This window comes from Kitasatospora sp. GAS204B (assembly GCF_029892155.1).
Taxonomy (GTDB): Bacteria; Actinomycetota; Actinomycetes; order Streptomycetales; family Streptomycetaceae; genus Kitasatospora.
The window spans coordinates 22809-49621 of sequence record NZ_JARZAG010000025.1 but is presented as its reverse complement, the minus strand read 5'-3'; the positions used below and the strand labels follow the sequence as shown (position 1 = coordinate 49621).

Below are 26813 nucleotides of genomic sequence, written 5' to 3'. Positions count from 1 at the left end.
GGACCTGCGCCCCGAGGCCGGAGTGAGACCGGAGGATCACCGTGAGCAGACTGATCATCGCCGGATTCGACGTGTCGACCGAGAGCACGGCCGCCACCGACTGGGCCGCGCGCGAAGCACGGCGGCGCGGGTTGCCGCTGGAGCTCATCCAGGCCTGGCCCGGGTCGCCGAGCAGGCCCCTGGGCACCGGGCAGGCCGAGCGCTGGGGGCGCCAGCGGCTGGCTGATCAGGCGGACGCCATCCGCGCCCGCTTCCCCGAACTCGACGTGCGGGCGGCGTACGTTCCGGACGACCCGGTGGCCGTACTGGAGGCAGCGGCCGACCGGGCCACGATGCTGGTGCTCGGCTCTCGCGGGCTCGGCACGCTGCGCGGTTTCGTCGTCGGCTCGGTGAGCCAGCAGGTGCTAGGCCGGGCCAACTGCCCGGTCGTCCTGGTCCGGGCCGAACCCGCGGCGGCCGCCCCTGGTCGCCAAGCCGACGAACCACCGCCGGCCGCCACCGGGGAGCCGGGCGTCACCGTGGGGCTGGACCTGGAGCACCCCTACGAGAAGGCGCTCGCCTTCGCCTTCGAGGCCGCCTCGCTGCACCGGGTCCCGCTGACCGCAGTGCGCGTCTGGGAACCGCCGCCCGGCAGCGAGTACCTGACGTTCGGCGCGATCGCGAGCATGGACGAGGAGTTGGAGGCCGACGAACGGCGCCGCCTGGACGCGGCGCTCGCCCCCTGGCGTGAGCGCTACCCCGACCTGCCGGCGGCGACCGAACTGCTCCGCGGCCACGCCGGCATCGCCCTGGTGGAGGCCGCCGCGCACGCGGGGCTGCTGGTCATCGGCGCCCGCCACCGCAGCAGTCCGCTGGGGGCGCACCTGGGGCCGGTGGCCCACGCGGTGATCCACCACGTGCGATGCCCGGTCGCGGTCGTCCCGTTCAGCTGACCCACGCTCGGTCAGCCGCCCCAGCGGACCACCGAGGCCGGGATCGGCGAAGGACTCGGTGGAAGTGCCGTCGAGCACGCCGCGGTTCATGGCTCTCGCTCCTGAGCGGCGGCCGGGCGGCGCAGCCGTCGCAGGTACGGGTCGAAGGCGGGCCGCGGTTCCAGGCGGACCCGGGCGTCCACGCAGAGCAGTCCGCCCGGGCGGGCGATCAGCGGGTTGAGGTCGACCTCGGCCAGCTGCGGGAGGTCGGTGGCCAGCCGGGAGAGTCCGGCGAGCACCCGGCGCAGGGCAGTCAGGTCGACCGGCGGTGTGCCGGGGCGGCCCAGGAGCAGCGGGGCGGAGCGCAGTTCGGTGACCATGGTGGTCAGGTCGCGTTCGGTGAGCGGGGCGAGCCGGGCCGTGCGGTCGTCCAGCAGGTCGGTGGCGGTGCCGCCCAGACCGAGCATGACCAGCGGCCCGAAGACCTGGTCCTGGACGACGCCGGCGAGCAGTTCGAGCCCGGGGGCGGCCATCGGCTGCACCACGACACCGGCCATCGACTCGCCGAAGCGCGCCTCGAACTCGCGGTAGGCGGCGCGGACCTCGTCGGTGCCGCCGAGTCCGGTGCGCACGGCGTCGGCCGCGCTCTTGTGGAGCTGATCGGGCCAGTACGCCTTGAGCACCGACTTGCCCTCGTGGCCGAGTTGACCCAGCGTCCGGGCGGCGAGCAGCACGTCGTGCTCGCCGCGTGTCCAGATCGAGGTGGTGAGCGGCAGGTCGTAGCAGTCGAGCAGGTCGGCCGTCTGCTTCGGGTCGAGCCAACCGCCCCGCGGGTAGTCGGTGAGGAAGGCTGCCGCCAGGTGCCGGGCCACGGCGGTGTCGGCGGTGTCGGGCACCGCGGCGGCGGTGGGCGGCTCGGCGAGCCAGCGCGCGCGGTCCCGGGCGTGGGCGAGGGCTCGGGCGGCGCTGGCCGGATCGGCGTAGGCGGGGAGCCGGTCACCGTCCGTACAGGTCAGATACCGCACGGGCGCCTCCTGGTCGGGCAGCACGGCCAGCACCGGTACCCGCCGCCGGGCGGGCTCCGAGCGCAACGCCCGGTGCGGATCCTGCTCGCCTCCCGCGCCCAGCGCGGTCGGCACGATCGACACCAGCACCGCGTCGATCGACCGGCACTTCGTCAGTACTCGTATGCAGCGGGCGAGTTCAGCCGCTGCGACGGAGGCCGTGGTGTCCACCGGATTGCTCACCCCGGCGCCGTCCGGCAGCAGCTCCCGCAGCTCGGCGGCCGTGGCGGCGGGAAGCTCCGGCAGGCTCAGTCCGGCATCGGCGCAGGCGTCGGCGGCCAGGATGCCGATCCCACCGGCGTTGGAGACCACCGCGACCGCTCCCCGGGTGCCGGGCAGCGGTTGGGCGTGCAGCAGCGCGGCGGTCTCGACGAGTTCGGCGATGCTGCGGGTGGCGGTGATGCCCGCCTGGCGGAAGAGTGCCTCGCGGGTCACCGTCGGGGTGGCCGCGGCCGCGGTGTGCGAGGCGGCGCCACGGCGCCCGGCCGCCGAGCGTCCGGCGTCGACGGTGAGCACCGGCAGGCGGCGGGTGACCCGGCGGGCGGTGCGGGAGAAGGCACGTGGGTTGCCGAAGGACTCCAGGTGCAGCAGCGCCAGGTCGGTGCGGCCGTCACCCTCCCACCACTGCAGCAGGTCGTTGCCGCTGACGTCGTACTTGTCACCGAGCGAGACGAAGCTGGAGACGCCGATCCCGAGACGGGCCAACTGCCCCAGCAGCGCGATGCCGACGCCCCCGGACTGCACCGCGACCCCGGCCGTGCCGGGCCGGGCGGCAGCACCGCCGAACTCGGCGTCCAGCCGCACGGCCGGGTCCAGCTGCGCGATGCCCAGGCTGTTCGGGCCGACCAGCCGCATGCTGTGCCGGCGGCAGGCGTGCATCAGTTGCCTCGCCTGGTCGGCGTCCAGGCCGGCGGTGAGCACCACCAGCGCACGGACCCCGGCGACCCCGCACTCCTCGGCCGCGCCGGGCACCACTGCCGCCGGCACCGCCAGCACGGCGAGGTCGGGCGCGGCGGGCAGGGCGGCGAGCGACGGGTAGGCGGGCGCGTCCGCGATCCGCTCCGCGTAGGGGTTGACCGCCCACAGGTCCCCGGTGAACCCGTTGCCGCGGATCTTCAGCAGCACCGCCTGTCCGACCGAACCCGGCCGTCGGGAGGCGCCGACGACGGCGACCGAGCGCGGGCGCAGCAGCGCCGCGAGGCTGGCCACGTCAGCGGCCCGGCCGCGCTGCTCGACGGCCTCCTGGTAGTGCTCGGCCTCCTCGTTCAGGGGAACCAGGACCCTGACCTCGCCCTGCTCGAAGCGGCGGTGGACAGGCAGCCCGAGGTCGGTGAAGAGCCGGTGCACCGCGCGGTTGTCGGCGAGCGTGTCGGCTTCGAACGTGGCGATGCCGCGCTCGCGGGCGGCATGGACCAGGTGCTCGATGAGCAGGGTTCCGGCGCCACGGTGCTGCCAGGCGTCCGCGACGGCCAGCGCGAGCTCCGCGGTCTCGGGGTGGCCCTCCACCGGCTCGCAGTCCGCCTCCCCGACCAGCTCGCCGTCCACCCAGGCTCCGAGCGCCAGCAGCTCGGGTTGATGCCCGCCGCACAGCCGGTCGGCGGCCAGTTGCGGTGCGCGGCGGCTGGCGCCGAAGAACCGCAGCCGGCGGCTTCCCTCGGACATCCGCTCGCCGTGCAGATCGAGCACGGCGGCGTGGTCGCCCGGGCGCAGCGGGCGGATCGTGGCGGTGGTCCCGTCGGCCAGCAGCGCCTCAACGGCGTGCGGCAGGTACTGGACGGTGGACATCTCGGCTCCCTCGATCGGTCCCTGCCTCCACACTCCTGCCGAACGTCGCCTGCGGACAGGGCCGGACGGCCCTCCCCGAAGAGCCCGGCCGGCCCTCGCGACACCCGCCGATCCGGCCGACGATGAAGGGAACGAGCCTCGCTGAGAGGGCATGAGAGGGCAGGTGACGGGAGATGTTCATGAACTCCGAGCAGCGCGATCCCGCCCGAGCGGGCCCCGCCGAGGTCCGCCCGGGACATCCTGGAGACCTCGGCCGCCGGGTCACCCAGCGCCGCGAGAAGCTCGGCCTCAGCCGAGCCCGGCTGGCGGCCGAGGCCGGGCTTTCCGCCTCCTGCCTCGCGTACCTGGAGTCCTCCCCCGGCGTGGTCGAGCTGGCGACGCTCACCCGGCTGGCGAATGCTCTCAGCACCACGGTCTGGTTCCTGCTCGGCGTCAGCACCGACCCGCTGGCCGGCCAGCCCCTGCCCACTGTCACCGGGCGACCGGTCCGCACGCCCGACCCGCTGCCGTGAACGACCCGGACCGGCCGGACGACGCCTGGCACCTGCGCTTCGAGGGCTTCGAGGCGGCCGAGGAGGGCGTGCGCGAGGTGCTGTGCGCGGTGGGCAACGGCTACCTGGTCAGCCGGGCCGCCGCGCCCGAGTCGTCGGCGGACGGTGTGCACTACCCCGGCACCTACCTGGCCGGCGTCTACGACCGGGCCGTCTCGGTCGGCGGCGGCCGCACCGTCGAGAACGAGGACCTGGTCAACTGCCCGAACTGGCAGGCCTTCACCTTCCGCCCCGCCGACGGCGAGTGGTTCACCGGCCCGCCGGACGAACAACGGCTCGAGCTCGACCTGCGCCGGGGCGTGCTGACCCGGCACGCGCTGGTCGTCGACCGGGACGGGCGCCGCACCCGCCTGCTACAGCGCCGCATCGCCAGCCAGGCCCAGCCCCACCTGGTCGTGCTGGAGACCGAGCTGACGGCGGAGAACTGGTCCGGCCCGCTCGAAGTCCGCTCCGCCCTGGACGGCACCGTCGCCAACACCGGGGTCGCCCGCTACCAGGGTCTGACCAGCCGTCACCTCGCCCCCGCTGGGCAGGGGTTGAAAGAGGAGGGCACGCTGTGGCTCCAGGTCACCACCGCGGGCTCAGCCCTGCACATCGCAGTCGCCGCCCGCGCCCGCGCCACCCCGCCCGCGACGCACCGCTCCACCGAGCTGCGCGAGGGCTGGGCTGCCGAGCTGCTCACGCTGGACCTCACCGAGGGCCGCCCCGTCACCGTCGAGAAGACCGTGGCGGTGTACACCTCCCGCGACCCCGCCATCGAAGCGCCCCTGCCGGCAGCCCAGCGCCTGGCCGCCCGAGCCCCCGACTTCGACCACCTGCTGCACGAACACGGCCTGCGCTGGGCCGAACTGTGGCGGCGCTGCCGGATCGAGGCCGACTTCGACGGCGAACTCGCCCTCCACCTGAACCTGTTCCACCTCCTGCAGACCTACTCCGAGAACTCGGTGGACCTGGATGTCGGCATCCCCGCCCGGGGCCTGCACGGCGAGGGCTACCGCGGCCACGTCTTCTGGGACGAGCTGTTCGTCCTGCGCCTGCTCAACCTGCGCTTCCCCGAACTGGCCCGCGCCGTGATCGGCTACCGCCACCGCCGCCTGGACGCCGCCCGGCAGACCGCCCGCGAGGCCGGCCTGCGCGGCGCGATGTACCCGTGGCAGAGCGCGAGCGACGGCCGCGAGGAGTCCCAGCAGTTGCACCTCAACCCGCTCTCCGGCCGCTGGCTCCCGGACCACAGCCGCCTGCAGCGACACGTCGGCTCGGCCGTCGCCTACAACATCTGGCAGCACTACCAGGCCACCGGCGACCTCGACTTCCTCGCCACCACCGGCGCCGAGATGCTGCTGGAGATCGCGCGCTTCTGGTCCTCCCTCGCCGCTCACGACCCGGCCCGCGAGCGGTACTCGATCCGCGGCGTGCTCGGCCCCGACGAGTACCACGACGCCTACCCCTGGGCCGACCAGCCCGGCCTGGACGACAACGCCTACACCAACGTCCTCGCCTCCTGGGTACTGGCCCGCGCCCTGGACACCGTCGAACTCCTGCCCGACTACCGGCGGGACGAACTGCTGGAACGCCTGGCGATCGACCGGGCCGAGCTCGACCGCTGGCAGGAGGTCGGCCGCCGCCTGCACGTCCCGTTCCACGCGGGCGTGATCAGCCAGTTCGAGGGCTACGAGCGGCTGGCCGAACTGGACTGGACGGCCTACCGGCGGCGCTACCCGGACCTGAGGCGCCTCGACCGGATCCTGGAGGCCGAAGGCGACAGCGTCAACCGCTACCAGGCGTCCAAGCAGGCGGACGTCCTGATGCTCTGCTACCTCTTCTCCCCGCGTGAACTGCGCGACCTGCTGCGCCGACTCGGCTACCGGGCCGGACACGAACTGCTGCGCCACACCACCGACTACTACCTGCGCCGCACCGTCCACGGTTCGACCCTCAGCGCGGTCGTGCACGCCTGGGTCCTCACCCGCGCCGACCGCCGAAGGTCCTGGCGGTTCTTCCGCGACGCCCTGCGCAGCGACCTGCTCGACCTCCAGCACGGCACCACCGCCGAGGGCGTCCACCTGGGCGCGATGGCCGGCGCCGTCGACCTCCTCCAGCGCTGCTACACCGGCCTGGAGATCCGCGAGGACACCCTGTGGCTGGACCCGCGCCTGCCCTCCGCCCTCGGCCGCCTAGAACTCGACCTGCGCTACCGGGGCCACTGGGGCGTACGGATCACCGTCGACCGCCACACCGCCACCGTGAGCCTCCCCGAGAGCCATCAGCCGCCGATCCAGGTCTCCGTGCGGGGCTCGACGACGGCGATCCACCCCGGTGAGAGCCGCAGCTTCACGCTCTGACGGCTGCTCGTGCCGACCCGCGCGCCGGACCCCGAGCAAGTCGACGCCGAAGCCCACCGCGCCGAACTCGATCACCGGAGCCCGATCCGCCACGGGACTACTCCTGCTCGCCGGCGCGCAGTTCCTCGCCCACCTGGTGGGCCCAGCGCCGGATGGCCTCCGAATCGCGGAAGGGCCGCTCGCCCCATGTCGTGGGGACCGAGCCGCCCCTTCCATGCCGGGCTTCAGGAGCCGCTTTCGCCCCGCTCGACGGTGAGGTCGAGGAAGTGGGCCGAGCAGGAGATGCACGGATCGTGGTTGCGGATCGCCCGTTCGCACAGGGCGGTCAACTCCGCGTCGCCGGGATCGCCGGCCCGCAGCCGGTCCCGCACGATCCGGCGCAGGTCCTCCTCGATCGCCCCCTGGTTCTGCGCGGTGGGCGGGACCAGGACGGCGTCGGTGACCGTGCCGTCCTCGTCGAGGGTGTAGCGGTGGTAGAGCAGGCCTCGCGGCGCCTCGGTGGCGCCGTGGCCCGTACCGGCCCGCGCGGGCACGTCGACATACGGGCGCGGTGCGGGTTCGTAGGCGTCGATGATGCGCACTGCCTCGTCGAGGGCGTGGAGCACCTCGACCGCGCGGACGACGATGCTGCGGAAGGGGTTTCGGCAGACGGTGCCCTGCCGGGGGTCGCCGAGTCCGGCGTCCTGGGCGGCCTGGAGGGCGATCGGGGAGAGCCAGCGGCCGCTGATCGCGTAGCGGGCGAGCGTGCCGGTCAGGTGGCGGCGTCCGTCCAGCCGGGAGTGCAGCGCGGTGGAGTGGGGCACCTGGCGTTCCACGACGTGGCCGCCGAACGTGTGGAGTTCGAAGGTGCGGATGGGCAGCGCCCGGTCGGAGCCGGCGGGCAGGCCCGCGGTGGTCGGGGCGGGCATGACCGCCGGGGTGCCGGACTCGATGGCGTAGGTGCCCGGTTCGGCCAGCGCGAGCAGGTCGTGGTCGCAGCCGGCGTCGGGAAACTCGAAGCCGGCCACCCAGCGCACGGTCTCCTGCGCGTCGTCCCGGGCCCGGCGCAACTTCTCGGCCAGTGGCCGCAGTTCGGCCACGCTCGGGATCCGGTGGAAGCCGCCGAGCCGGACGTTGACCGGGTGGATGGCCCGGCCGCCGAGCAGTTCGACGATCGCGTTGCCGGCTTGCTTGAGTCGCAGGCCGCGCTCCACGTCGGCGCGCCGGGTGCGGGCCAGCTCGACGGCGCCGGCGCAGCCGAGGAAGTCCGGCGCGTGGAGCAGGTGGACGTGCAGCGTCTGGCTCTCGATCCACTCGCCGCAGTACAGCAGCCTGCGCAGCGCTGCCAGTTGCCCGTCCACGGTGACGCCGCAGGCGTCCTCGAGTGCTCGGCAGGCGCTCAACTGGTAGGCGACCGGGCAGATCCCGCAGATCCGGGAGGTGATGTCGGGCGGCTCGGTGTAGGAGCGTCCGCGCAGGAACGCCTCGAAGAAGCGCGGGGGTTCGTAGATCGCCAGCCGGGCCTCGGTGACCTCGCCGCCGTCCACGAGCAGGTGCAGCGCGCTCTCGCCCTCGACTCGGGCGAGCGATCCGACGTGCAGCACCCGGGAGCCGCGGTGGGTCACTGGTCGAGTTCCTTCCGGGAGGCGTCGTCGAACTCCGGGGCGGCCGTGTTGAAGGTTCGCAGCACCCGCACGATGTCCAGGGTGTCCATGCCGTCGCGGCGCAGCAGCGGGATGAAGGAGGGGAAGTTGGTGGAGTCGGACGGACCGAAGCAGCCGTAGCAGCCCCGCCCGTACGCGGGGCAGAGCGCGCCGCATCCGGCGTGGGTGACCGGGCCCAGGCAGGGCGTGCCGTGCGCCACCGTGACGCAGGTCGTGCCGCGCTGCTTGCACTCGAAGCAGACGCTGTGCGCGGGCACGTCCGGTCTGCGCCCGGCCAGGTAGGCGGTGATGACCTCCACGAGCTGGCCACGGTCGATCGGGCAGCCCCGCAGTTCGAAGTCGACGGCGACGTGCGCGCTGATCGGCGTGGAGGTGGCGAGCGTGTCGATGTAGTCCGGCCGGGCGTAGACGACGGCCTGGAACTCGGCGACGTCCGCGTAGTTGCGCAGCGCCTGGACGCCGCCGGCGGTCGCGCAGGCGCCGATGGTCACCAGCCGCTTGGAGACGGCGCGGACGTGCTGGATCCGCTCGGCGTCCTGCGGTGTGGTCACCGAGCCCTCCACCAGCGACAGGTCGAACGGGCCGGGATCGGTCGCGCTGGACGCCTCCAGGAAGTGGGAGATCTCGATCCGCTCGGCGATGCCGAGGAGTTCGTCCTCGCAGTCGAGCAGCGTGAGCTGGCAGCCGTCGCAGGAGGCGAACTTCCACACGGCGAGCTTCGGGCGATCGCTGGCGGTCATGTCACAGCTCCCGGACCATGAGGAGGGGTCGGGCACGGGCCCAGGTGACGACCGGGCCGTCACGGCAGAGCAGCAACGGGCCCAGCTGGCAGTGGCCGCAGTGGCCGGTCGCGCAGTGCATGGTGCGCTCCAGCGAGACCCGGATCCGGTCCGGGTCGACGCCTCGGTGCACCAGCTCACCGGCGGTGGCCCGGATCATCGGCTCGGGGCCGCAGATGAACGCCGCCGTGCCCGGCGGGTCGAAAGCGGCACGGTCGAGCAGGGTCGTCACGACGCCGACCTCGCCCCGCCACCGCGCGTCGGGCCGGTCCACGGTGGTCAACGCCGCAGGCCAGCCGCCGACCTCCGCGGCGTACAGCAGCTCGCGGGGCTCGCGCGCGCCGATCAGGACGTTCAGCCGCCCGTACCGCCCGGGGGCGGCGAGCGCCTCGCACACCAGCGGGCGCAGCGGCGCCAGCCCGATGCCGCCGGCCACCACCAGCAGGTCGAGCCCGGCCGCGCCGGCCAGCTGCCAGCCGGTACCGAACGGGCCGCGCACCGCGACGCTCGCACCGGGGCGCAGCGCGTGCAGCGCACCGGAGATCGCCCCGACCGCGCGCACCGTGTGCGTCAGCCGCAGGCCGTCGATCGCGCAGACCGACAGCGGGATGTCGCCGACGCCGAAGGCGTACACCATCGCGAACTGCCCCGGCGCGAAAGGCCGCAGGGCCTGGCGGACCGGTTCCAGGGTGAGGGTGGCGGTGTCGTGGGTCTCGACCGCGCGGTCCACCACCCGGTACGGCAGGGGAACGGTCATGCGGGCGGCCCGTACAGGTCGAGCAGGCGGGTACGGGTGGCCTTCAGCCGACGGGCGATCACCTGGGCGACGCAGTGGGTCACCGCCAGGCCGAAGGCGGGATCCGCCGCGCAGGCGGCACGCACCCGCTGCGCGTCGAACTCGGACGCCGACACGGCGGCGCGGGTCAGAGCGCCCAGCTGCCAGTGGTAGGGCTCGAACAGCCAGGACCAGCCGAGCAGATCACCCTCGCCGAGGGTCTCCACGACGGCCGCGCGCCGACCCGGAACATGGACGTCGAGCGCGACGAGGCCGGAGCGGACGATCCAGAACCGGTCGGCGACGCCGTCCTCCTCGAAGATCCGGGTGCCTGCGGGGAACGAGACGTCCTGGGCGAACGCGAGCAGGCGGTCACCGTGACCGGGCGCCAGTGCGCCGAGGAAGCCATGCCTGCCGGCGGTCACGGCGTTCCCTTCCGGTCGGCGCCCTCGCGTTCGCGGTTCAGCGCGTGGGCCTCCTCGGTGATGTCGATGCCGACCGGGCACCACACGATGCAGCGACCGCAGCCCACGCACCCCGAGCTGCCGAACTGGTCGTACCAGGTGCCGAGCTTGTGGGTGGCCCACTGCCGGTAGCGGCTGTGCGAGGAGTCGCGGACCGGGCCCGTCGGCAGGTGGGAGAAGTCCCGGTCGAAGCAGGACTCCCAGCGCCGCCAGCGCTCGGCGTGGTCGCCGGTGAGGTCGGTGACGTCCTCCGCCGTGGTGCAGAAGCAGGTCGGACAGACCATCGTGCAGTTGCCGCAGGTCAGGCAGCGGGCCGCGACGTCGTCCCAGCGCTCGGCCGTGAGGCTCTCGCGCATCAGCACCTGCAGGTCCACCAGCGGCATGCTGCGGCCCATCCGGTCCGCCGCCTCGGCGACCCGCTCCTGGGCGGCGGTCCTGGTGGCGGTGTCGGCGGCCCGGCGCGGTAGCTCGGCCAGCACCGCCTCCCCCTGTTCGCTGCCGGCCCGCACGAGGAAGCGGTGGCCGTCCGCGTCGAGCACCTCGGTCAGCGCCAGGTCGTAGCCAGGGCCCACGGCCGGCCCGGTCCCCATGGACACGCAGAAGCAGGTGGCGCCCGGTTCGGTGCACTCCACCGCCACCAGGAAGGCCCGCTCCCGCCGCCCGCGGTAGGCGGGATCGGTGTACAACCCGCCGGTCAGCACCCGGTCCTGGATCGCGATGGCCCGCAGGTCGCAGGGGCGCACCCCGAGGAACGCGTACGAGGGGGCCGGCGTCCGGTCCTCGGTCACCACCAGCTCACCGTCGGCGTCCCGGTCAGCGCTCCACTGCCGCTCGCGCGGCGGGTGCAGGAAGGTCTTCCAGGACTGCGGGCCCGCGCTGTGCGCGAACGCGGCGCCGTCCTCGCGGGCGCGCAGCCGATAGCTGCCGGCCGCCAGCTCGACGCCCCAGCCGTAGGGCAGATCGTCGCCGCCGGAGATCTCGGCCAGCACGATCGCCCCGTCGCGGACCGTCGGCCCCACGACCGTTCGGCCGCGCGCGACGAGCACCGCGATCAGCGTGTCCAGCCCGCCTTTGTCGATCACCGCTGCGCCGTCCGCCACCGTCGACCTCCCGCGCCCGCGCTGCTGTCCGGGCCAGTATCGGCAGCGGTCCGCCGTCGGGGTGGAAGGACTGGCCCGGTTCTGCTCCAGGTGGCCCTGTCTGTGACCCGTGCGGCCCACGTGACACCCGCGAGCGACTGACCGGCACGACAGCCGGGGAGAGCGAGGCACATGAACCTCGCGTCGCGGATCGTCGTCATCGGTGTCGGCAACGAGTACCGCCGCGACGACGGGGTGGGCCGGACCGTCGTGGCCCGACTGGCCGAACGGGCCGTGGCCCGGCCGCTGCCGGACGGCACCACACTCCGGGTGTGCGACGGGGACCCGGCCCGGCTGCTCACCCTGTGGGAGGCCGCCGACCTGGCCGTGGTGGTGGACGCCGCGCACGCGCACCCCGGACATCCGGGTCGGGTACACCGCCTGGAACTAGGCAGTGAACGCCTTTCCCCCTCCGACGGCCCGACGAGCTCCCACGGACTCGGCCTCGGCGAAGCCGTCGAACTCGCCCGCGCCCTGGACCGCCTCCCGGGAACACTCGTCGTCTACGCCGTCGAGGGAGCGAACACCACCATGGGCACCGGCCTGTCGGCACCCGTCGCGGCCGCCGTGGATCCACTGGTCGCTCGGATCGCCGACGACCTGCGCGCGGCCACGGCGGACACCTCGACCCGGGCGGCGGCCGGACCGGCGGCCACCGCGTGAGGCCGGGCCTGCTCGCGCCTGCCCCGGTGCCGCACCGAGGCAGGCGCAACGCACGTGCGTCGGTACGGCGTTGTGCGAGGACGGTCGACGCCGGGAGTCGCTACGGCGTGGTGCTGAGTGTCAGGATCTGTCCGGGGGCGGAGCTGCACCCCGCCAGGTCGAACAGTGGGCCCGGGTATCCGTTCGGCGTCGGGTACACCTGGATGCAGTCGGCGGTGGGGTAGCCGGACGTGCCAGGGGCGACGAACTGGTACCGGTTACCACCCGTGCCGACCGGGTGGAGTGTCCATTCGGTGTAGCTGCTGCAGGCCGCCTGCCGGACGCCCAGGCGGTACTTCTCGATGCACAGACCATTGGCCTGGCTGACGATCTGGTAGGTCGCGGTCGTGCCGGTGACCGCCTGGAAGGCGAAGTTCTGGGTCGTGGACCCGTTGCAGGCGTGGCCGTAGGTGTCGAGGAAGTAGTGAGCGGGGTCGGTCGTGCTGGTGTCCAGACAGGTGTTCTGCGCTGCCGAGTAGATGGTGCTGATCGGCGCTGCCTGCGCGGCGGCCGCCTGGGGGACCACGATCGCGCCCGCGCCCGCGGCCGCGGCTGCTGTCGCCGCGATGAGGAGGGACTTGCTGATCACGAGGAGTTCTCCTGTTCCCCGCCCGCCGTCGGTTCGCGAGCGGCTCGTACCCGCCGGCCCGTCGGCCGGCACCGGCGTCCGTCGTCGAGCTGCCGCGGTGCCGCTGGTGACGATCGCCACCGTGCCGGTTCGGTCAGCGGGTGGTGGAACTGCTGGGCACACGCCGTCCCACGGCGGCCTGCGTCGTCCTGAGGGCAGCCAGCAGGATGGTGGCGGCCGTGATCAGGAGGGTGCCCTCCACGGCGACGCTGATGAGGCCGAGGGGTTCGGTCCAGTTGCCCTTGTCGTCGCTGTAGTCGGGCAGGCCGGGGCCCCGGGAGAGGATGAAGCCGAGCAGCGGGCCGAGGGCGACTCCCGCGGCGAGCAGCCAGTCGACGGGGTAGGCGTCGCGGGGCACGCGTCGCCGGGTGCCGGCGAGGAGCAGTACCGCGCAGAGCACGCCGGTGGCCTCCAGCAGGTAGTAGCCGATGCCGACGTAGTGCGGTGTCTTGTCGCCGGGGAAGCCTCCCTGGTCCTGGACGTGGATCCAGGACACCGCGAGGCAGAGCAGCGCGGCGACCACTCTGGGGAGTAAGCGGGCACGGTCGAGCGAGGGCATGGACATCAGAGCCTCCGGGGCAAGAGCGCGTCGGACAGCCGCTGGGAGCGGACTTGGCGCTGTGCCTTCAATGCTGACGAGATGTCAGCTGAGTTGCCATGTTCCTGACCTCTGAGGATCCTCTGAGTCCCGCCCTGGCCGGGGGCCAGCGTGGCGAGCGAAGAGGCTGCGGTCCCCCGGAGGATGGCTGTGACGACTCGTGCCGGAGGTCCTGACGGCATGTCCTTCCTCGACCAGCTGTATCCGCACCCGGAGCCGGCGGGTCACTCGGCCCACCGGGTGAAGCGCGGTAGCGCCTCGACCACGACGGAACACCCACACGCGACACTCAGCCGTGGGCGCTACGCCGAAGGCCTGACGAAGCCTCACCGCCGTGGTGCGCTCCCTTCGGCCGGTGCTTTCGGGTTCCGGCCCGGGAGTGTCGAGCCCCAGTCAGTCCATCTGATCCAGAGAGTCAGGGGCCCGTGACCGGATCCGGATACCAGTTCACCCGCACGCTCGCCGCGCCGATCGACCTCAACGGCACCGGGCACTACGTCCACTGGGGCGTCGTGCAGATCTCCGTCGCCAATCTCGTGGTGATCGCCCTGATGGTGCTCGTCTTCGTGCTCGCCCTGCTGCTGCCCTTCCCGCGTGGACGGAAGCGCGGATGAGCAGCGCCGCCCCGGCCCCCGAGCGCGGCTGGACCGCGGCAGTGCGTCGCCGGCTGGTCACGGCGCTGCCGCCGGAGAAGCTGCTGCCCGACAGCCAGCCGGCCTACATGGCCTCGTGGGTGTACGTCTTCGGCGTCCTGACGGTCTCCTCGCTGATCGTGGTGCTGGTCAGCGGGGGGTTGCTGGCCCTGAAGGGGCCCGCGTGGTGGCACGTCTCCACGGTCGGGAAGTACGTCAACAGCCTGCACCTGTGGAGCGTCGAGCTGTTCATGTTCGTCCTGGTGCTCCACCTGTGGGCGAAGTTCTTCATGGCGGCCTGGCGCGGCCGACGGGCCCTGACCTGGATGACCGGCGTGGTCGCGTTCCTCACCGCCATCGGCACGGCGTTCTCCGGCTACCTGGTCCAGCAGAACTTCGACTCGCAGTGGATCGCGGACCAGGCCAAGGACGGCATGAACGCGGTCGGCATCGGCGCGTTCTGGAACGTCCTCGACTTCGGCCAGATGCTGATGTGGCACATCGTGCTGTTCCCCGTCGTGATCTGCCTGCTGAGCGCGTGGCACGTGCTGCTGGTACGGCTGCGCGGCATCGTGCCACCCATCGACGCCCCGCTGACCGACGCCGAGCAGGTCCCGCCCGGACAGGAGGGCCAGGCGTGAGGCGCGGAACCCGCCGGGCCGGCACGCCGGAGTCGTCCGCGTTCCCGACCCGGCCCTACGACCTGATCAAAGAGGTCACCATCGCGCTGGTCCTGGTCGCCGCACTGACCGCCGGCCTCGCCGCGCTGTTCTCCTCCCCCGACGAGCCTCCCGTCACCCTGGGCTCGTGGTCACGCGCCGACTCGGCCGACTTCACCGCCACCGCGGTGTCCGAGCTCGGCGGCACCAGCACCACCGCCCAGTACGGCCCCCCGTACAACCACACACCGGGAGCCGGACAGAAGATCGGACCAGTCGGCCTCCAGCGCTTCGCCGGCGTGCGCATCCCGATCGACACAGCGAACGACTTCGTGATCCAACCCCTGCGCCAGGCCCCCGAACCGGCCCCCGTCACCGCCGCCCTCACCACCTGGAACACCGCACCCGCGAACCAGCAGCAGGCGTGGACCTCCGCCTACGCCGACGCCCTCGGCAAAGCCCCGAACGGCGACCTCGCCCAGGTGCCCCCCGGCGACTACGGCCCGGTCCCGGTCCTCACCGCACGCCTGCTGGAACTGGCCCAGTCGGGTGCGCTGGACGGCGAACTGCTCACCGAGGGAACCCAGTTCTACCAGACCGACTACACCCGCCCGCTGCTCTTCCTCGGCGACGGAACCTACTTCGCCGGCCTCGCCCAGGACCAGCACCTGGCGGGCGACCAGTGGGGCATGATGAACGAGACCGGCAACTACCCAGGCCAGGCCTGGCTGTGGCTCTACACCTTCTGGTACCAGATCGAGCCGTTCAAGAGTTCCCACAACGCCGACGCCCTGGTCTGGGCACTGATGGCCCTGCTCAGCCTGGTCCTGGCCCTGGTGCCCTTCCTCCCCGGCATCCGGTCGATTCCGCGCTGGACCAGGGTGCACCGGCTCATCTGGCGCGACTACTACCGCACCCAGCAGCCGCCCCGCTGACCCGGTGCGCGGGGCGGCCCCGTGCGCGGGGCTGTGATGACTGGCAGGTGCCCGGAACTGTTCGCGCCCCGCTGCCGTCGGTGGTTGAACCGAGGGCAACGGGGCGCGGCGGGTGGCGGCCCGGTCAGGTGGTCGTGGCGCGCACGGCTTCGACGATCAGCCCGGCCACCTTCTTGGGGTGGGCCGGCATCACCAGGTGCGAGGAGTGGACCTCGACCTGGACGCATCAGCGAACCGCCGTGCACCAGCACGACGGTCGGGGAAGCCGGCCCGTGGCTGGTGCGAGCGGACGTCAGGCGCCGTGCAGCGCGTCGCGCAGCGTCTGCGCCGCCAGCGTGATGGCGGCCTGGGCCGCATGCGTCTCGCGCAGCGCGTTGAGCATCACGAAGTCGTGGATGATGCCCTGGTAGCGCACGGCGGTGACCGGGACGCCCGCCGCACGCAGCTTGTTGGCGTAGGCCTCGCCCTCGTCGCGCAGCACGTCGGCCTCGCCGGTGATGACCAGGGCGGCGGGCAGGCCGGTGAGCTGGGCGGTTGTGGCGCGCAGCGGGGAGGCGGTGATCTCGGCGCGCTGGGCGGAGTCGGTGGTGTACTGGTCCCAGAACCACTGCATGCCGTCACGGCGCAGGAAGTAGCCGGTGGCGAACTGGTGGTACGAGTCGGTGTCGAAGGCGGCGTCCGTCACCGGATAGAAGAGCACCTGGTGACGGAGCGTCACATCGCCGCGCTCCTTGGCCATCAGGGTCAGCGCGGCGCTCATGTTCCCGCCGACCGAGTCGCCCGCGACGGCGAGCCGGGTGCCGTCCAGCTCCTTGGTGGCGCCCTCCCGCACGATCCACTGGGCGACGGCGTAGTTCTGCTCGATGGCGACGGGGTAGCGGGCCTCCGGCGACAGGGCGTACTCGGGGAACACCACCGCCGCGTCCGCGCCGATGGCCAGCTCCCGCACCAGGCGGTCGTGGGTGTGCGCGTTGCCGAAGACCCAGCCCGCGCCGTGGATGTAGAGGACCACCGGCAGGGTCCCGGTGGCACCGGCCGGGCGCACGATCCGGGCCCGGACGCTGCCGGTCGGGCCGCCCGCCACGGTGATCCACTCCTCGTCGACCGCCGGCAGCTCGACCGGGCCCGACTGGACCTCGTCGACCGCCTTGCGGCCCTCGGCGGGCGCGAGATCGAACAGGAACGGGGGCTCGGCCGTGGCCTGCGCGAACGCCTGGGCCGCCGTCTCCAGTACGGGCTGGACCGGCTTGAAGTCGTGCGTCATTTCCGTCTCCTAATAGTGCGAGTGGTCCCGCCTCGGCGGGAGCCGGCCGGCCTCGGTACCCCGAGGCGCGATCGCCACCGTAGGACCACTCGGCCGGGCCGCGTTTGCCGACAGCGACTCGGCTCTGGCCTGTCCGCGCATGCACCGGGGCGGCCCATCCGAGCCTAGGTCAGTCGACGGGTCGGTCGGTGGACAGCACGTCGTCCAGCGCGTCGCGCAGTTGGGCCCGCGTGGTGATGCCCAGCTTGGGAAATATCTTGTGCAGGTGGAAGCCGATGGTGCGCGGGGAGAGCAGCAGCTTCGCGCCGATCTCCCGGTTGGTCAGCCCGGCGGCCGCCGCCTGGGCGATCTGCAGCTGTTGCGGCGTCAGTTCGGCGGCGTGGTGGGCGGGTTCGGTTCGCGCGGTCGGCACGCCGGCGGCCCGCAGCTCCGAGGCGGCGCGCTCGGTCCACGGGCGCGCGTCCAGTCGCTCGAAGACGCCGAGGGCGGCGCTCAGCAGCGTGCGGGCCTCGGTGACCCGGCGGCGTCGGCGTAGCCACTCGCCGAACTCCAGTCGTGCCAGGGCCCGTTCGAAGGGCCACTGGTCCCCGGCGGGGTCGGCGAGGGCGGCGCGGAAGTGCGGTTCCGCCTCGTCCGGCTCGCTGAGCAGCGCGGTCGCCCGGTGCGCCACCGCGTCCAGGCGCGCGGAGCGGTGCTCGCCGAGCGAGCGGACGGCGACCTGCACGACGGACCGGGCGTCGTCCGTCTGGCCGGCCCGGACCGATGCCGCGGCGAGGTCGGCGAGGTAGTAGTACGACGCGTGGTAGTGGACCGGGACGGGGTGGAAGTCGCGCGAGAAGACGGCTCGCAGGTGCCGGTACGCCGCGAGGTGGTCGCCCTCGACGAAGGCGGCCAGGCCCAGCGCGTGGCAGGACCGCACGAACAGGCTGGGCGAGCAGGACAGGTCCACCCCGGCGACGGCTGTCTCGGTGAGCCGGCGCGCCCCGGCCGCGTCGCCGTGCAGCGCCAGCAGCGTGGCTTGCAGGATCGGCGATCCCGCCACCACGTTCTCCGCCCCGACCTCGACGGCGATCCGGTAGGCCTCCTGCGCGGTGGACCGGGCCGCGGACCACGCGCCGCTCTCGAACAGCGCGAACGCGAGTGCCTGCGCGGCCACGGCGTCGCCACCGGCCGTGGCGGTGCGGCGCAGGTGGTCGATCACCTGCCCGAGGATCCGCACGGCCGTCGCGGTCTCGTCGAGGATCCAGGCGGCACCGCCGAGTTGGGTCAGCTGGAGGAGCGAGTCCTCGGGCGCCTCGGCCAGTGTCCGGTGCAGGGCGGGCACCGCCCATGCGCGGTCCGCGAGCGGTTCGGTGGCCGCCCGCAGCCAGACCCGGGCCGGTTCGTCGGGCTGCGGCACCAGGTCGGCGAGGCGGCGCAACTCCGCGCGGTAGAAGGCGGATCCGACGTTGTACGCCGGGGTCGCCGCCGTCCCCAGGGCGTTCATGGCGAGCTCGGGGGCCGGAGCCACCATGGACTGCGCGACGGGCACCAGGAATCCCAGCGCCTCCTCGTGCCGGGTGGTCACGGCCAGGGACCAGCCGGCCCGGATGGACGCCTCGGCGAGCAGTTCCGGGTCGTCCGCGGTGGCGCAGACCTTGACGGCCAGCTCGCCGACCCACTGGGGGCAGCCGCCGAGCATCGCCATGGTGGCGGCCTCGAGCAGCCTGCGCGCCCGCAGGTCCGCGTCCGGGGTCAGTGCGGCCGCGCGCTCCAGGGTGGCCGCGGCGGCAGCGTAGCCGCTGCCTCGGCGGGTCCGCTCCGCGCTGGCGGCCAGTGCCTTGGCCACCTCGTCGTCCGGTCCGAGGGTGGCCGCGGCGAGGTGCCACGCGTGCCGGTCGGAGTCGTCGACCAGTGCCTCGGCCAGCGCCTGGTGGGCGGCCCGCCGCTCCTCGAAGGAGGCCGCCCGGTAGACGGCGGAGCGCACCAGCGGATGGCGCAGCCGGACCTGCCCCGAGTCCAGCCGCACCAGGCCCGCCTGTTCGGCGGGCAACCAGACCTGCGGGTCACCCGCGTCGGGCGTGGCCCGCAGCACCTCGGAGAACTCGGCGGCGCCGGCCGCGGCCGCCAGCACCAGCACCTGCCGGGTGCGCTGCGGCAGGCCCGCGAGGTCCGCCGCGAAGATCCGCTCCAGCCGGGTGGTGAGCGGCAGCGATTCCGCCGCGTCCGCGCCTTGGCTGCCGGGCGTCAGCGCGACCGCACGAGCCAGCTCGATCAGCACCAGCGGATTGCCGGCCGCCTGCTCCAGGATCCGCAGCCGGGCCTGGCCGCGCGGCGGCTGCGGTTGGCGATCGAGCAGCATGCCCGCGTCCGCGCGGTCCAGCGGCGTGATGGCCAGGTGGGCGAAGTCCCGGTCGAACCAGGCCGGCAGCGCGTCCTCCCGCGCGGCCAGCAGGACGGCCATCGTCGTGCCGTCCAGGCGGCGCGCGACGAAGGCGAGGACCTCCACGGTGCCCGGGTCCAGCCACTGCGCGTCGTCGACCAGCAGCAGCAACCGCCGGTCGGTGGCCGCGTCGGCGAGCAGACTCAGCGCGGCACAGCGGATCAGCAGCGGATCGGGCTGTCGGCCGCCGGTCACCGCCTGCTGGCCGAAGGCGGCCAGCAGCGCGTCCCGTTGTGGGGCGGCCAGCCGGTCGACGGATCCGAGCAGCGGGCGCAGCAGCTGGTACAGCCCGGCGAATCCGAAGCCCGTCTCGCCCTCGCCGCCGCGCACTCGCAGCACCTGGTAGCCCCGGCTCGCCGCGAGGGCCGCGGACCGGTCGACCAGCGTGCTCTTGCCCGCTCCCGGTTCGGCGGTGAGCACGAGCACCTGGCCCCCGGCGCAGCTTCGGCCGTCCGCGGCGTCGAGCACGTCCGTGATCCGCGCCAGCTCGCGGTCCCGGCCGAGGATCGACGGGGCTGACGCGGACTCGAAGACGCTTTGCATGGCACCCCTTGCTCGATGGTGTTCGGCGCTGTCCACGGTGTTCGACGCCGTCCACCGGCACGAGACCGGTCATCTGACAGAAGCGCGGTCACCCGGACCATGGGAAAGATGGTGCCAGGTCAGCACGGGGGATCAAGGCCGACCGACGACCGTGCCCTGCTCTCCACCCGGGGACCGGCACGGTCGGGAACAGACCTCTCCGCCGGCGAAGGGAGCCTCGTGTCGACCACGGTGTCCACCGAATCGCTGTCCCCCGCCGAGCGTGCCGAGTTCTGGCGGGAGACCGTCTCGCGGGCCTACGTGCCGCTTCAGGTCGACTTGCTGGAGCAGCGTCCGTCCGTCGCGGTCCTCAGCAGCGACCAGCTGGGAGCCGTGCAGATCTCCCGGGTGTCGGCCGGACCGCAGACCGTCAGCCGCAACCGGCGGACCATCGCGATGGGCGGTGAGGGCTGGGTGTCGGTGGCGCTGCAGCACCGGGGCCGCGCGAGGATCTCCCAGGACGGGCGGGAGATCACGCAGGGCCCGGGCGAGCTCGTCGTGTCCGAGTCCAGCCGCCCGTTCACCAAGGAGTTCCCGGACGCCTTCGACTTCACGGCGATCCGCCTGCCTCGCGCCGCTCTCCAGGTCCACGACAACGACCTGAAGGCGGCCACCGCCACGGCGTTCGCTCCCGGGTCCGGAGCCACCGACGTGGTCGCCGCCTACCTTCGCCAACTGGCCGCTCAAGCGCCGCAGCTCGACCCCTACACCGGGGGCCGGCTCGCCGACGCGGCCATCGATCTGCTCGCCCTGCTCATCCAGGAGCGCACCGGCGCCCTGAACCCGACGGCGCCGGAGACCGCTCCGGCCATGCTCGCGCGGATCAAGGACTACGCCATCCACCACCTCGGCGACCCGTCGCTCTCACCCGAGCAGATCGCCACCGCGCACCACGTCTCGGTCCGCTACCTCCACAAGCTCTTCCAGAGCGAGGAGACCACGGTGGCCCGCTGGATCCAGCGCCGCCGCCTGGAGATGTGCGCCCGGGACCTGTCCCGGCGCGCCGCGGCCTCGCCGACCGTGTCCTGCGTGGCCCGGCGCTGGGGATTCGTCAGCCCCGCGCACTTCAGCCGCGTCTTCCGCGCCGCCTACGGCGCCACGCCCCGCGAGTGGCGCGCCCGGGCGAACGCCGGCTGAGGGCAGCGCGCCCCGGGGCCGCACTCGCCTCGGCCACCGTCGAGCAGCGTCAGCGGCCGACGTCCTCGGAGACGGCCTCCCGGTCGCGGGCCAGCTGTTCCTCCAGCTTCTCGCCCTCGATGTCGGGGTTCGGCACGTACTTGGAGAACCACTGCGGGTGGTACCAGACCTTCGCGCGGACGATCGCCAGCACCGCGGGCACCAGGGTCAGCCGGACCACGAAGGCGTCGAGGAAGACGCCCGCCGCGAAGCTGAAGCCGATGGCCTTGATGGTGGGGTCCTTGCTGAACATGAACGCCACGAAGATGAAGAACATGATCAACGCGGCGGCGGTCACCACCCGGGCCGACAGGCCGGTGCCGCGCTGGACGGCGCCGCGGGCGTCGCCGGTCTTCGTGAAGTCCTCCTTGATCCGGGAGACGACGAAGACCTCGTAGTCGCTGGAGAGGCCGAAGATGATGGCGAGCATGATGATCGGCAGGAAGCTGATCGTCTCGGCCTTGGTGATACCGAAGACGCTCTGGCCCCAGCCCCACTGGAACAGTGCGACCGTCAGGCCGAACGCGGCCGAGACCGACAGCAGGAAGCCGATGATCGACTTGATCGGCACCAGGATCGTCCGGAACGCGAACGTCAGCAGGAGGAACGCCAGCCCGACCACGACCGCCAGGAACACCGGCAGCGCGGCGGACAGCTTGGCGGACACGTCGATGTTCGAGGCCGTGACGCCGCCGATCAGCACCTTCGCCCCGCTGGACCCCTCGATCGCGGCCCGGTTGTCGCGCAGGGCGTGAACCAGGTCGGCGGTGGCCGGGTCGCTCGGGCCGGTCGTGGGGACGACGCGGATGACCCCGACGCCGTTGGTCAGGGCCAGCTGGGTGACCGCCGTGACGCCGGGGACCTTGCTCAGCGTGGCCGCCATGGCCGCCACCGCCTGCGGGGTGGTGACGCCGTCCGCGACGACCTGGAGCGGGCCGTTGAAGCCGGGACCGAAGGCCGCCGTCGTCAGGTCGTAGGCCCGGCGGGAGGTGTCGGAGGTCGGCTTGGAGGAGCCGCTGGGCAGCCCCAGCTGCACGTCCAGCGCCGGCACCGCGCACAGCAGGAGCAGCGCGACGCCGCCGATCAGGGTGGGGATGCGGTAGCGGACCACGAAGCGGGCCCAGGCCGCCCCGAAGGTCTTCTGTGGCGCGGTGGCCGCCGTCATCGCGACCTCCTCGTGGTGGCCCCGGCGCAGCGGCGAGCTGATGAAGTTGGTCACCTTCTCGCCCGCGAAGCCGAGCATGGCGGGGAGCAGGGTGAGCGAGATCAGCAGCGCGATGGCCACCGCGGCGGCCGCGGCCAGGCCCATGATCGTCAGGAACGGGATGCCGACGACGGACAGCCCGCAGAGCGCGATGATGACGGTCAGTCCGGCGAACACCACCGAGCTGCCGGCCGTGCCGGCGGCCAGGCTGACCGACTGCTCCACCTCGCGGCCCTGCAGCAGGTGGTTGCGGTGCCGGGAGAGGATGAACAGGCCGTAGTCGATGCCACAGGACAGGCCGAGCATCAGGGCGACGGTCGTCGAGGCCGAGGCGATGGTGACGACCGAGGCGATGGCGGTGACGCCGGTCAGGGTGATGGCCACGCCGATGACCGCGGTGAGGATCGGCAGACCGGCGGCCACGAACGCGCCGAAGGTGATCAGCAGGATGATGAACGCGACCACCAGGCCGATGAGTTCCGGGAGCTCCGAGGGGACGAGCCGCCAGCCCGGGTAGACGCTGCCGGAGTACTCGACCTGGACGCCCGCGTCCCGGGCCGGTGTGACGGCGGCCTGCACCGCGTTCAGCGTGGCGTCCTTCACATCGGCCGGCTGCGCGGTGTACTGCACCTGGCCGAGCGCGACCTGGCCGTTCGGGGAGGTCGCCTTCGCCACGAACGGGTTCGAGACCGAGGCGACCTGCGGGACCTTCGCCAGGTTCGCGACCGCGGCCTCGATCCCGGCCCGCGGCACCGGATCGGTGACCTTGACCGCCCCGTGGGTGGCGAAGACGACCTGCGTCTGACCACCCGCCAGGGCCGGCAGCTTCGCCTTGAGCAGGTCTGCGGCCTGCTGCGACTCGGTGCCGGGGATGGTGAAGTTGTCGTTGGTCTTACCGCCACTGGCGACCGAGACGGTGATCGTGACGACGGCGACCAGGAGCCAGCTGCTCAGCACCAGTCGCCGTCGCCGAAACGCCCACTGGGCCAGGCGGAACAAGTAAATTGACACTCGCTCACGGTCACACGCCACGCCCCCGGCCGGCCCGCCGGGCTGCGCCGTCCGGGGCGAGTGCGCCGGCAGCGGGTCAGGAGTCGAAGCCGAGCCCGAGGCGGTCCATCGTCTTGAGCCAGAGGTTGCGCCGGCCCGCGTTGCGGTCGGCGTGGTCGAGGGAGCGCTTGGTCAGCTCGATGCCGGCCCAGCGCACGGGCTCGGGCGGGAAGGGGAGCGGCTTGCGGCGCACCATCTCCAGCGCCGTCCGCTCGGTGCGCTCGCCGGCCAGCAGGTCGAGCATCACTTCGGCGCCGAAGCGGGTGGCGCCGACACCGAGGCCGGTGTAGCCGGCGGCCAGGGCGACCTTGCCCCGGTAGGCGGTGTCGAAGAAGGCGGAGAAGCGCGTGCAGGTGTCGATCGCGCCGCCCCAGGCGTGGGTGAAGCGCAGGCCCTCAAGCTGCGGGAAGGTCTGGAAGAAGTGCGTGGCCAGCGTCTGATAGGTCTGCGGGCGGTGGTCGTACTCGGCCCGGACCCGGCCTCCGTAGTGGTAGACGGCGTCGTAGCCGCCCCAGAGGATCCGGTTGTCGGCGGAGAGCCGGTAGTAGTGGAACTGGTTGGCGCTGTCCCCCAGCCCCTGCCGGTTTCGCCAGCCGATCGAGGCGAGTTGCTCGGCGCTCAGCGGCTCGGTCATCAGCGCGTAGTCGTAGACCGGAACGGTGTAGGCACGGGTGCGGCGGACCAGCGAGGGGAAGACGTTCGTCCCGAGGGCGACGCGGCCGGCGAAGATCCGGCCGTACGCCGTGCGCACGGCAAGGCCCGCACCGGATTCGGCGAGCGCGGTCGCCTCGGTGTGTTCGTAGACCCGCACGCCCAGGTCCAGGCAGGCCTGCTTCAGGCCCCAGGCGAGCTTGGCCGGGTTGACCATGCCCACGCCGTCCTTGTCCCAGAACCCGCCGAGATAGGTCGGGGAGTTGACCTCGGCGCGCACCGCGTCGGCGTCCAGGACGGCGAAGTCGCCGCCGAACTCGGCTGCCATTTCGGCGAGTTCGTGCAGGTCGTCGACCTGGTGGGGCTCGGTCGCCACGTCGATCTCACCGGTGCGCTCCCAGTCGCAGTCGATCGCGTAGCGCTTGATGCTGTCCTCGACGGCCTGGAGGTTGCGCGCGCCCAGCTTCTCGAGCTGGGCCAACTCGCCGGGCCAGCGCTGCTGGCCGTTGCCGAGGCCGTGGGTGAGGCTGGCGGCGCAGAAGCCGCCGTTGCGCCCGGAGGCCGCCCAGCCGATCCGCTGCCCCTCGATCAGGACCACGTCCAGCGAGGGGTCGCGCTCCTTGGCGATCAACGCCGTCCACAGGCCGCTGTAGCCGCCGCCGACCACGAGCAGGTCGCAGTGGACGTCGCCGACCAGCGCGGAACCGGCCTCGGGGCGCGCGGGATCGTCCAGCCAGAACGGGACCGGCTTGACGTCCTGCAGGGAGGCGACGGGATCCATCAGGGTGTTCCTTCGTGCGAGGGGGTGGGGGCGGGGCTGGCCGGGGATCAGGCGAGGTCGCGGAGTGTGATGGCGTAGGCCTTGCGCAGCGTCTCGTGCACGGTCCAGGTCGTCCGGTCACCGTGGTTCAGGACGGCGGCGTCGCCTGGTCCCACCTCCAGGGTGGGGCCGCCGGCGATCTCGACGGTGGCTCGACCGCTGACCACCACGAAGAGCTCGTCGGCCTCGGTGTCCGTCACCACGCCGGGGGTGATCTGCCAGATCCCGCGAAGTTGCCGGCCGTCCGGGGACTCCCAGAGCACCCGACCGGTGACCTGGGGCGTTCCGGAGACGACCTGCGACGGATCCAGCGGCTCCGGTTCGAGGTCGGCGTCGGGTATGTGCAGGGCGAAGCTGTTGGTCATGGAGCGACGCTATCCGCCCGTGGCAGAACCGGGGGGAGGCAGAGTGTGTCGCTCCCGCGTTCCGGGGTGACATCCCGTAAGAGGGTCCCCCCGTCGGTGGGCTGTGCTGGGATCATCCCGCCCGGACCCCGCACCGTCCCACTGCCAGATCAGCAGACCTTCTGTTGCGCCTTTTACAAGGTGTAGGTGGCCAAGCGGGGGCCTTATCACGCAGGGTGATCAACGATGCGGAAGTCGTTGCAGAACGCTCAATGTTGGTAACGATTCCGCTGTCATCCGAGGTCTGAGCAGGGGGAATCCGTTGTTCCCGCCCTAATCTCTGACCCCATCCGCTGTCCCCGCAGCGCAATTCCCCCACCACCGCTGGAAAGGACCATCGACCAGCACCCCGCGTTCTGCAGAAAGGCCACTCCATCCCCATGACGGGCCCCAGTTTTGCCGATCTGGTGCGGTTCACCAACCGAACCCGCTCTCATTCGGCGGCCGCCGCGATAAGCCGCCGTTCCCTGCTCCGTGGTGTGACAGCGGGAGGGCTGGCCGTGGCCGGCACCGGACTGCTGTCGGCCTGCGGCGTGCCGGGCCATGTCGTTCCGCCCGGTGGCAAGGAGGTGGGGCAGGCCGGCAAGGACTACTCCGCCACCGAACGGACGGTCGACTTCGCGACCTGGCCGGCGTACATCGACGTCGATCCGAAGGACCCCAACAAGCGGCCCACGCTGGACGCCTTCGTCAAGCAGAGCGGCATCCAGGTCAACTACCTGGAGATCATCAACGACAACAACGACTGGTACACGAAGGTCGACCCGTCGTTGGTCAAGGGCGTCGACACCGGCTACGACCTGATGGTCGTCAGCGACTACATGGTGGCCAAGTACCGGGCGTACGACTACATCCAGGAACTCGACCTGGCGAACATCCCCAACCACGCGAAGATGCTGCCCAGCGTCATCAAGGACGCGACCGATCCGGGCCGCCGCTTCTCCGTGCCGTGGGCCTACGGGTACACCACCTTCGCCTACAACACCGACCTGGTGAAGCAGCCGATCACCTCGATCGCGGAGGTCTTCACCCGGGCGGACCTGCGGGGAAAGGTCTCGCTCTTCAGCGAGATGGAGGACACCGTCGCGGTCTCGCTGCTGGCGCTGGGATTCGATCCGGAGAACTTCACCGAGGCCCAGTTCAACCAGGCACTGGAGTACGTCCGCCGGGCCAAGGACTCGGGCCAGATCCGCTCCTTCACCGGGAACGACTACCTGAGCGCCTTCCAGCAGGGCAACACGGCCGTGACGATGGCCTATTCGGGCGATGTGGCGCAGCTCGGCAAGCCCAACCTGGTCACCGTCGACCTGCCCACCGAGGGCATGCTCTCCTGGTCCGACAACTGCGTCATCCCCAACTTCGCGCGGCACAAGACCAATGCCGAGAAGCTGCTGAACTACTACCTGGAGCCGGACGTCGCCGCCGCCCTGGACGACTTCATCAACTACATCCCCTCGGTGGACGGCGCGGTGGCGTCGCTCCAGCAGCTGGACCCCACCGCCGCCGCCGTGCCGCTCATCGTCCCCAGCCAGGAGATGCAGGACAAGGCCCGTGGCTTCATGGCCCTCAGCATCGCCCAACTGGACGACTACACCAGCCGATTCCAGCAGGTCACCGGCCAGTAGCGGACCCG

Annotated in this window: 22 protein-coding genes; 9 read left to right on the top strand and 13 right to left on the bottom strand. The window is 72.5% G+C overall.

Annotated elements, in window-relative coordinates:
* Positions 1 to 41 precede the first annotated feature (41 nt).
* Complete coding sequence (locus tag P3T41_RS28450) at positions 42 to 932, top strand: universal stress protein (RefSeq protein ID WP_280693403.1); 891 nt, start codon at positions 42 to 44, stop codon at positions 930 to 932.
* Between the two features lie 86 nt (positions 933 to 1018).
* Here the strand turns inward: P3T41_RS28450 and P3T41_RS28445 are convergent, their stop codons facing one another.
* A complete protein-coding gene (locus P3T41_RS28445; RefSeq protein ID WP_280693402.1) occupies positions 1019 to 3760 on the bottom strand; it encodes a GNAT family N-acetyltransferase in 2742 nt (913 codons plus the stop codon).
* Positions 3761 to 3939: 179 nt separating this feature from the next.
* On the opposite strand from P3T41_RS28445, the gene P3T41_RS28440 reads away from it, so the two are divergent.
* Positions 3940 to 4272, top strand: a complete 333-nt coding sequence (locus tag P3T41_RS28440) for a helix-turn-helix domain-containing protein (protein WP_280693401.1) — start codon at positions 3940 to 3942, stop codon at positions 4270 to 4272.
* Complete coding sequence (locus tag P3T41_RS28435; protein ID WP_280693400.1) at positions 4269 to 6653, top strand: glycosyl hydrolase family 65 protein; 2385 nt, start codon at positions 4269 to 4271, stop codon at positions 6651 to 6653. The genes P3T41_RS28440 and P3T41_RS28435 overlap by 4 nt, the downstream gene beginning before the upstream one ends.
* A 224-nt stretch (positions 6654 to 6877) precedes the next feature.
* Here the strand turns inward: P3T41_RS28435 and P3T41_RS28430 are convergent, their stop codons facing one another.
* The 5 genes from P3T41_RS28430 to P3T41_RS28410 are packed head-to-tail and all read right to left on the bottom strand — an operon-like array spanning position 6878 to position 11414.
* Positions 6878 to 8257 carry a nickel-dependent hydrogenase large subunit gene (locus tag P3T41_RS28430; protein ID WP_280693399.1) on the bottom strand — a complete coding sequence of 460 codons (1380 nt, stop codon included), beginning with the start codon at positions 8255 to 8257 and terminating at the stop codon, positions 6878 to 6880.
* Positions 8254 to 9036 carry an oxidoreductase gene (locus tag P3T41_RS28425; protein WP_280693398.1) on the bottom strand — a complete coding sequence of 261 codons (783 nt, stop codon included), beginning with the start codon at positions 9034 to 9036 and terminating at the stop codon, positions 8254 to 8256. The genes P3T41_RS28430 and P3T41_RS28425 overlap by 4 nt, the downstream gene beginning before the upstream one ends.
* A gap of 1 nt (position 9037) precedes the next feature.
* Positions 9038 to 9832: an FAD/NAD(P)-binding protein gene (locus P3T41_RS28420; protein ID WP_280693397.1), complete on the bottom strand. Its 795-nt coding sequence runs from the start codon at positions 9830 to 9832 to the stop codon at positions 9038 to 9040.
* Complete coding sequence (locus P3T41_RS28415) at positions 9829 to 10275, bottom strand: cyclic nucleotide-binding domain-containing protein (protein WP_280693396.1); 447 nt, start codon at positions 10273 to 10275, stop codon at positions 9829 to 9831. Before P3T41_RS28415 ends, P3T41_RS28420 begins: the two co-directional genes overlap by 4 nt.
* Positions 10272 to 11414, bottom strand: coding sequence for a 4Fe-4S dicluster domain-containing protein (locus P3T41_RS28410; RefSeq protein ID WP_280693395.1), 1143 nt, complete (start codon positions 11412 to 11414; stop codon positions 10272 to 10274). The genes P3T41_RS28415 and P3T41_RS28410 overlap by 4 nt, the downstream gene beginning before the upstream one ends.
* Before the next feature lie 171 nt (positions 11415 to 11585).
* Here P3T41_RS28410 and P3T41_RS28405 point away from each other — a divergent pair, with 171 nt between their 5' ends.
* Positions 11586 to 12116, top strand: coding sequence for a hydrogenase maturation protease (locus tag P3T41_RS28405; RefSeq protein ID WP_280693394.1), 531 nt, complete (start codon positions 11586 to 11588; stop codon positions 12114 to 12116).
* A gap of 100 nt (positions 12117 to 12216) precedes the next feature.
* Here P3T41_RS28405 and P3T41_RS28400 read toward each other — a convergent pair whose 3' ends face one another.
* Both P3T41_RS28400 and P3T41_RS28395 read right to left on the bottom strand, forming a co-directional pair.
* On the bottom strand, positions 12217 to 12744 hold the full coding sequence (locus tag P3T41_RS28400) for a hypothetical protein (protein ID WP_280693393.1): 528 nt from the start codon (positions 12742 to 12744) through the stop codon (positions 12217 to 12219).
* 133 nt (positions 12745 to 12877) lie between these two features.
* Positions 12878 to 13348, bottom strand: coding sequence for a hypothetical protein (locus tag P3T41_RS28395; protein WP_280693391.1), 471 nt, complete (start codon positions 13346 to 13348; stop codon positions 12878 to 12880).
* A 458-nt stretch (positions 13349 to 13806) separates the two neighbouring features.
* Between P3T41_RS28395 and P3T41_RS28390 the strand changes: the two genes are divergently transcribed.
* Genes P3T41_RS28390 through P3T41_RS28380 form a run of 3 tightly spaced genes read left to right on the top strand, consistent with a single transcriptional unit; the run spans position 13807 to position 15607 of the window.
* On the top strand, positions 13807 to 13995 hold the full coding sequence (locus P3T41_RS28390) for a hypothetical protein (RefSeq protein ID WP_280693390.1): 189 nt from the start codon (positions 13807 to 13809) through the stop codon (positions 13993 to 13995).
* Complete coding sequence (locus P3T41_RS28385; protein WP_280693389.1) at positions 13992 to 14654, top strand: cytochrome b N-terminal domain-containing protein; 663 nt, start codon at positions 13992 to 13994, stop codon at positions 14652 to 14654. Before P3T41_RS28390 ends, P3T41_RS28385 begins: the two co-directional genes overlap by 4 nt.
* Positions 14651 to 15607 (top strand): hypothetical protein, encoded by a 957-nt coding sequence (locus P3T41_RS28380; RefSeq protein WP_280693388.1) that lies wholly within the window; start codon positions 14651 to 14653, stop codon positions 15605 to 15607. Before P3T41_RS28385 ends, P3T41_RS28380 begins: the two co-directional genes overlap by 4 nt.
* Positions 15608 to 15899: 292 nt before the next feature.
* On the opposite strand, the gene P3T41_RS28375 is transcribed toward P3T41_RS28380, so the two are convergent.
* The gene (locus tag P3T41_RS28375; protein ID WP_280693387.1) at positions 15900 to 16871 is read right to left on the bottom strand and encodes an alpha/beta hydrolase; all 972 of its coding nucleotides are present in this window, start codon (positions 16869 to 16871) and stop codon (positions 15900 to 15902) included.
* 169 nt (positions 16872 to 17040) lie between these two features.
* Positions 17041 to 19836, bottom strand: coding sequence for a helix-turn-helix transcriptional regulator (locus tag P3T41_RS28370; RefSeq protein ID WP_280693386.1), 2796 nt, complete (start codon positions 19834 to 19836; stop codon positions 17041 to 17043).
* Positions 19837 to 20055: 219 nt separating this feature from the next.
* Between P3T41_RS28370 and P3T41_RS28365 the strand changes: the two genes are divergently transcribed.
* Positions 20056 to 21012, top strand: a complete 957-nt coding sequence (locus P3T41_RS28365) for a helix-turn-helix domain-containing protein (RefSeq protein WP_280693385.1) — start codon at positions 20056 to 20058, stop codon at positions 21010 to 21012.
* Between the two features lie 49 nt (positions 21013 to 21061).
* Here the strand turns inward: P3T41_RS28365 and P3T41_RS28360 are convergent, their stop codons facing one another.
* From P3T41_RS28360 to P3T41_RS28350, 3 genes are all read right to left on the bottom strand, one after another.
* Positions 21062 to 23266 carry an MMPL family transporter gene (locus P3T41_RS28360; RefSeq protein WP_280693384.1) on the bottom strand — a complete coding sequence of 735 codons (2205 nt, stop codon included), beginning with the start codon at positions 23264 to 23266 and terminating at the stop codon, positions 21062 to 21064.
* Between the two features lie 76 nt (positions 23267 to 23342).
* Positions 23343 to 24737, bottom strand: coding sequence for an FAD-dependent oxidoreductase (locus P3T41_RS28355; RefSeq protein ID WP_280693382.1), 1395 nt, complete (start codon positions 24735 to 24737; stop codon positions 23343 to 23345).
* Between the two features lie 47 nt (positions 24738 to 24784).
* A complete protein-coding gene (locus P3T41_RS28350; protein ID WP_280693381.1) occupies positions 24785 to 25141 on the bottom strand; it encodes a cupin domain-containing protein in 357 nt (118 codons plus the stop codon).
* A gap of 539 nt (positions 25142 to 25680) precedes the next feature.
* Here P3T41_RS28350 and P3T41_RS28345 point away from each other — a divergent pair.
* Complete coding sequence (locus P3T41_RS28345) at positions 25681 to 26805, top strand: spermidine/putrescine ABC transporter substrate-binding protein (protein ID WP_280693380.1); 1125 nt, start codon at positions 25681 to 25683, stop codon at positions 26803 to 26805.
* The last annotated feature ends 8 nt before the right edge of the window (positions 26806 to 26813 follow it).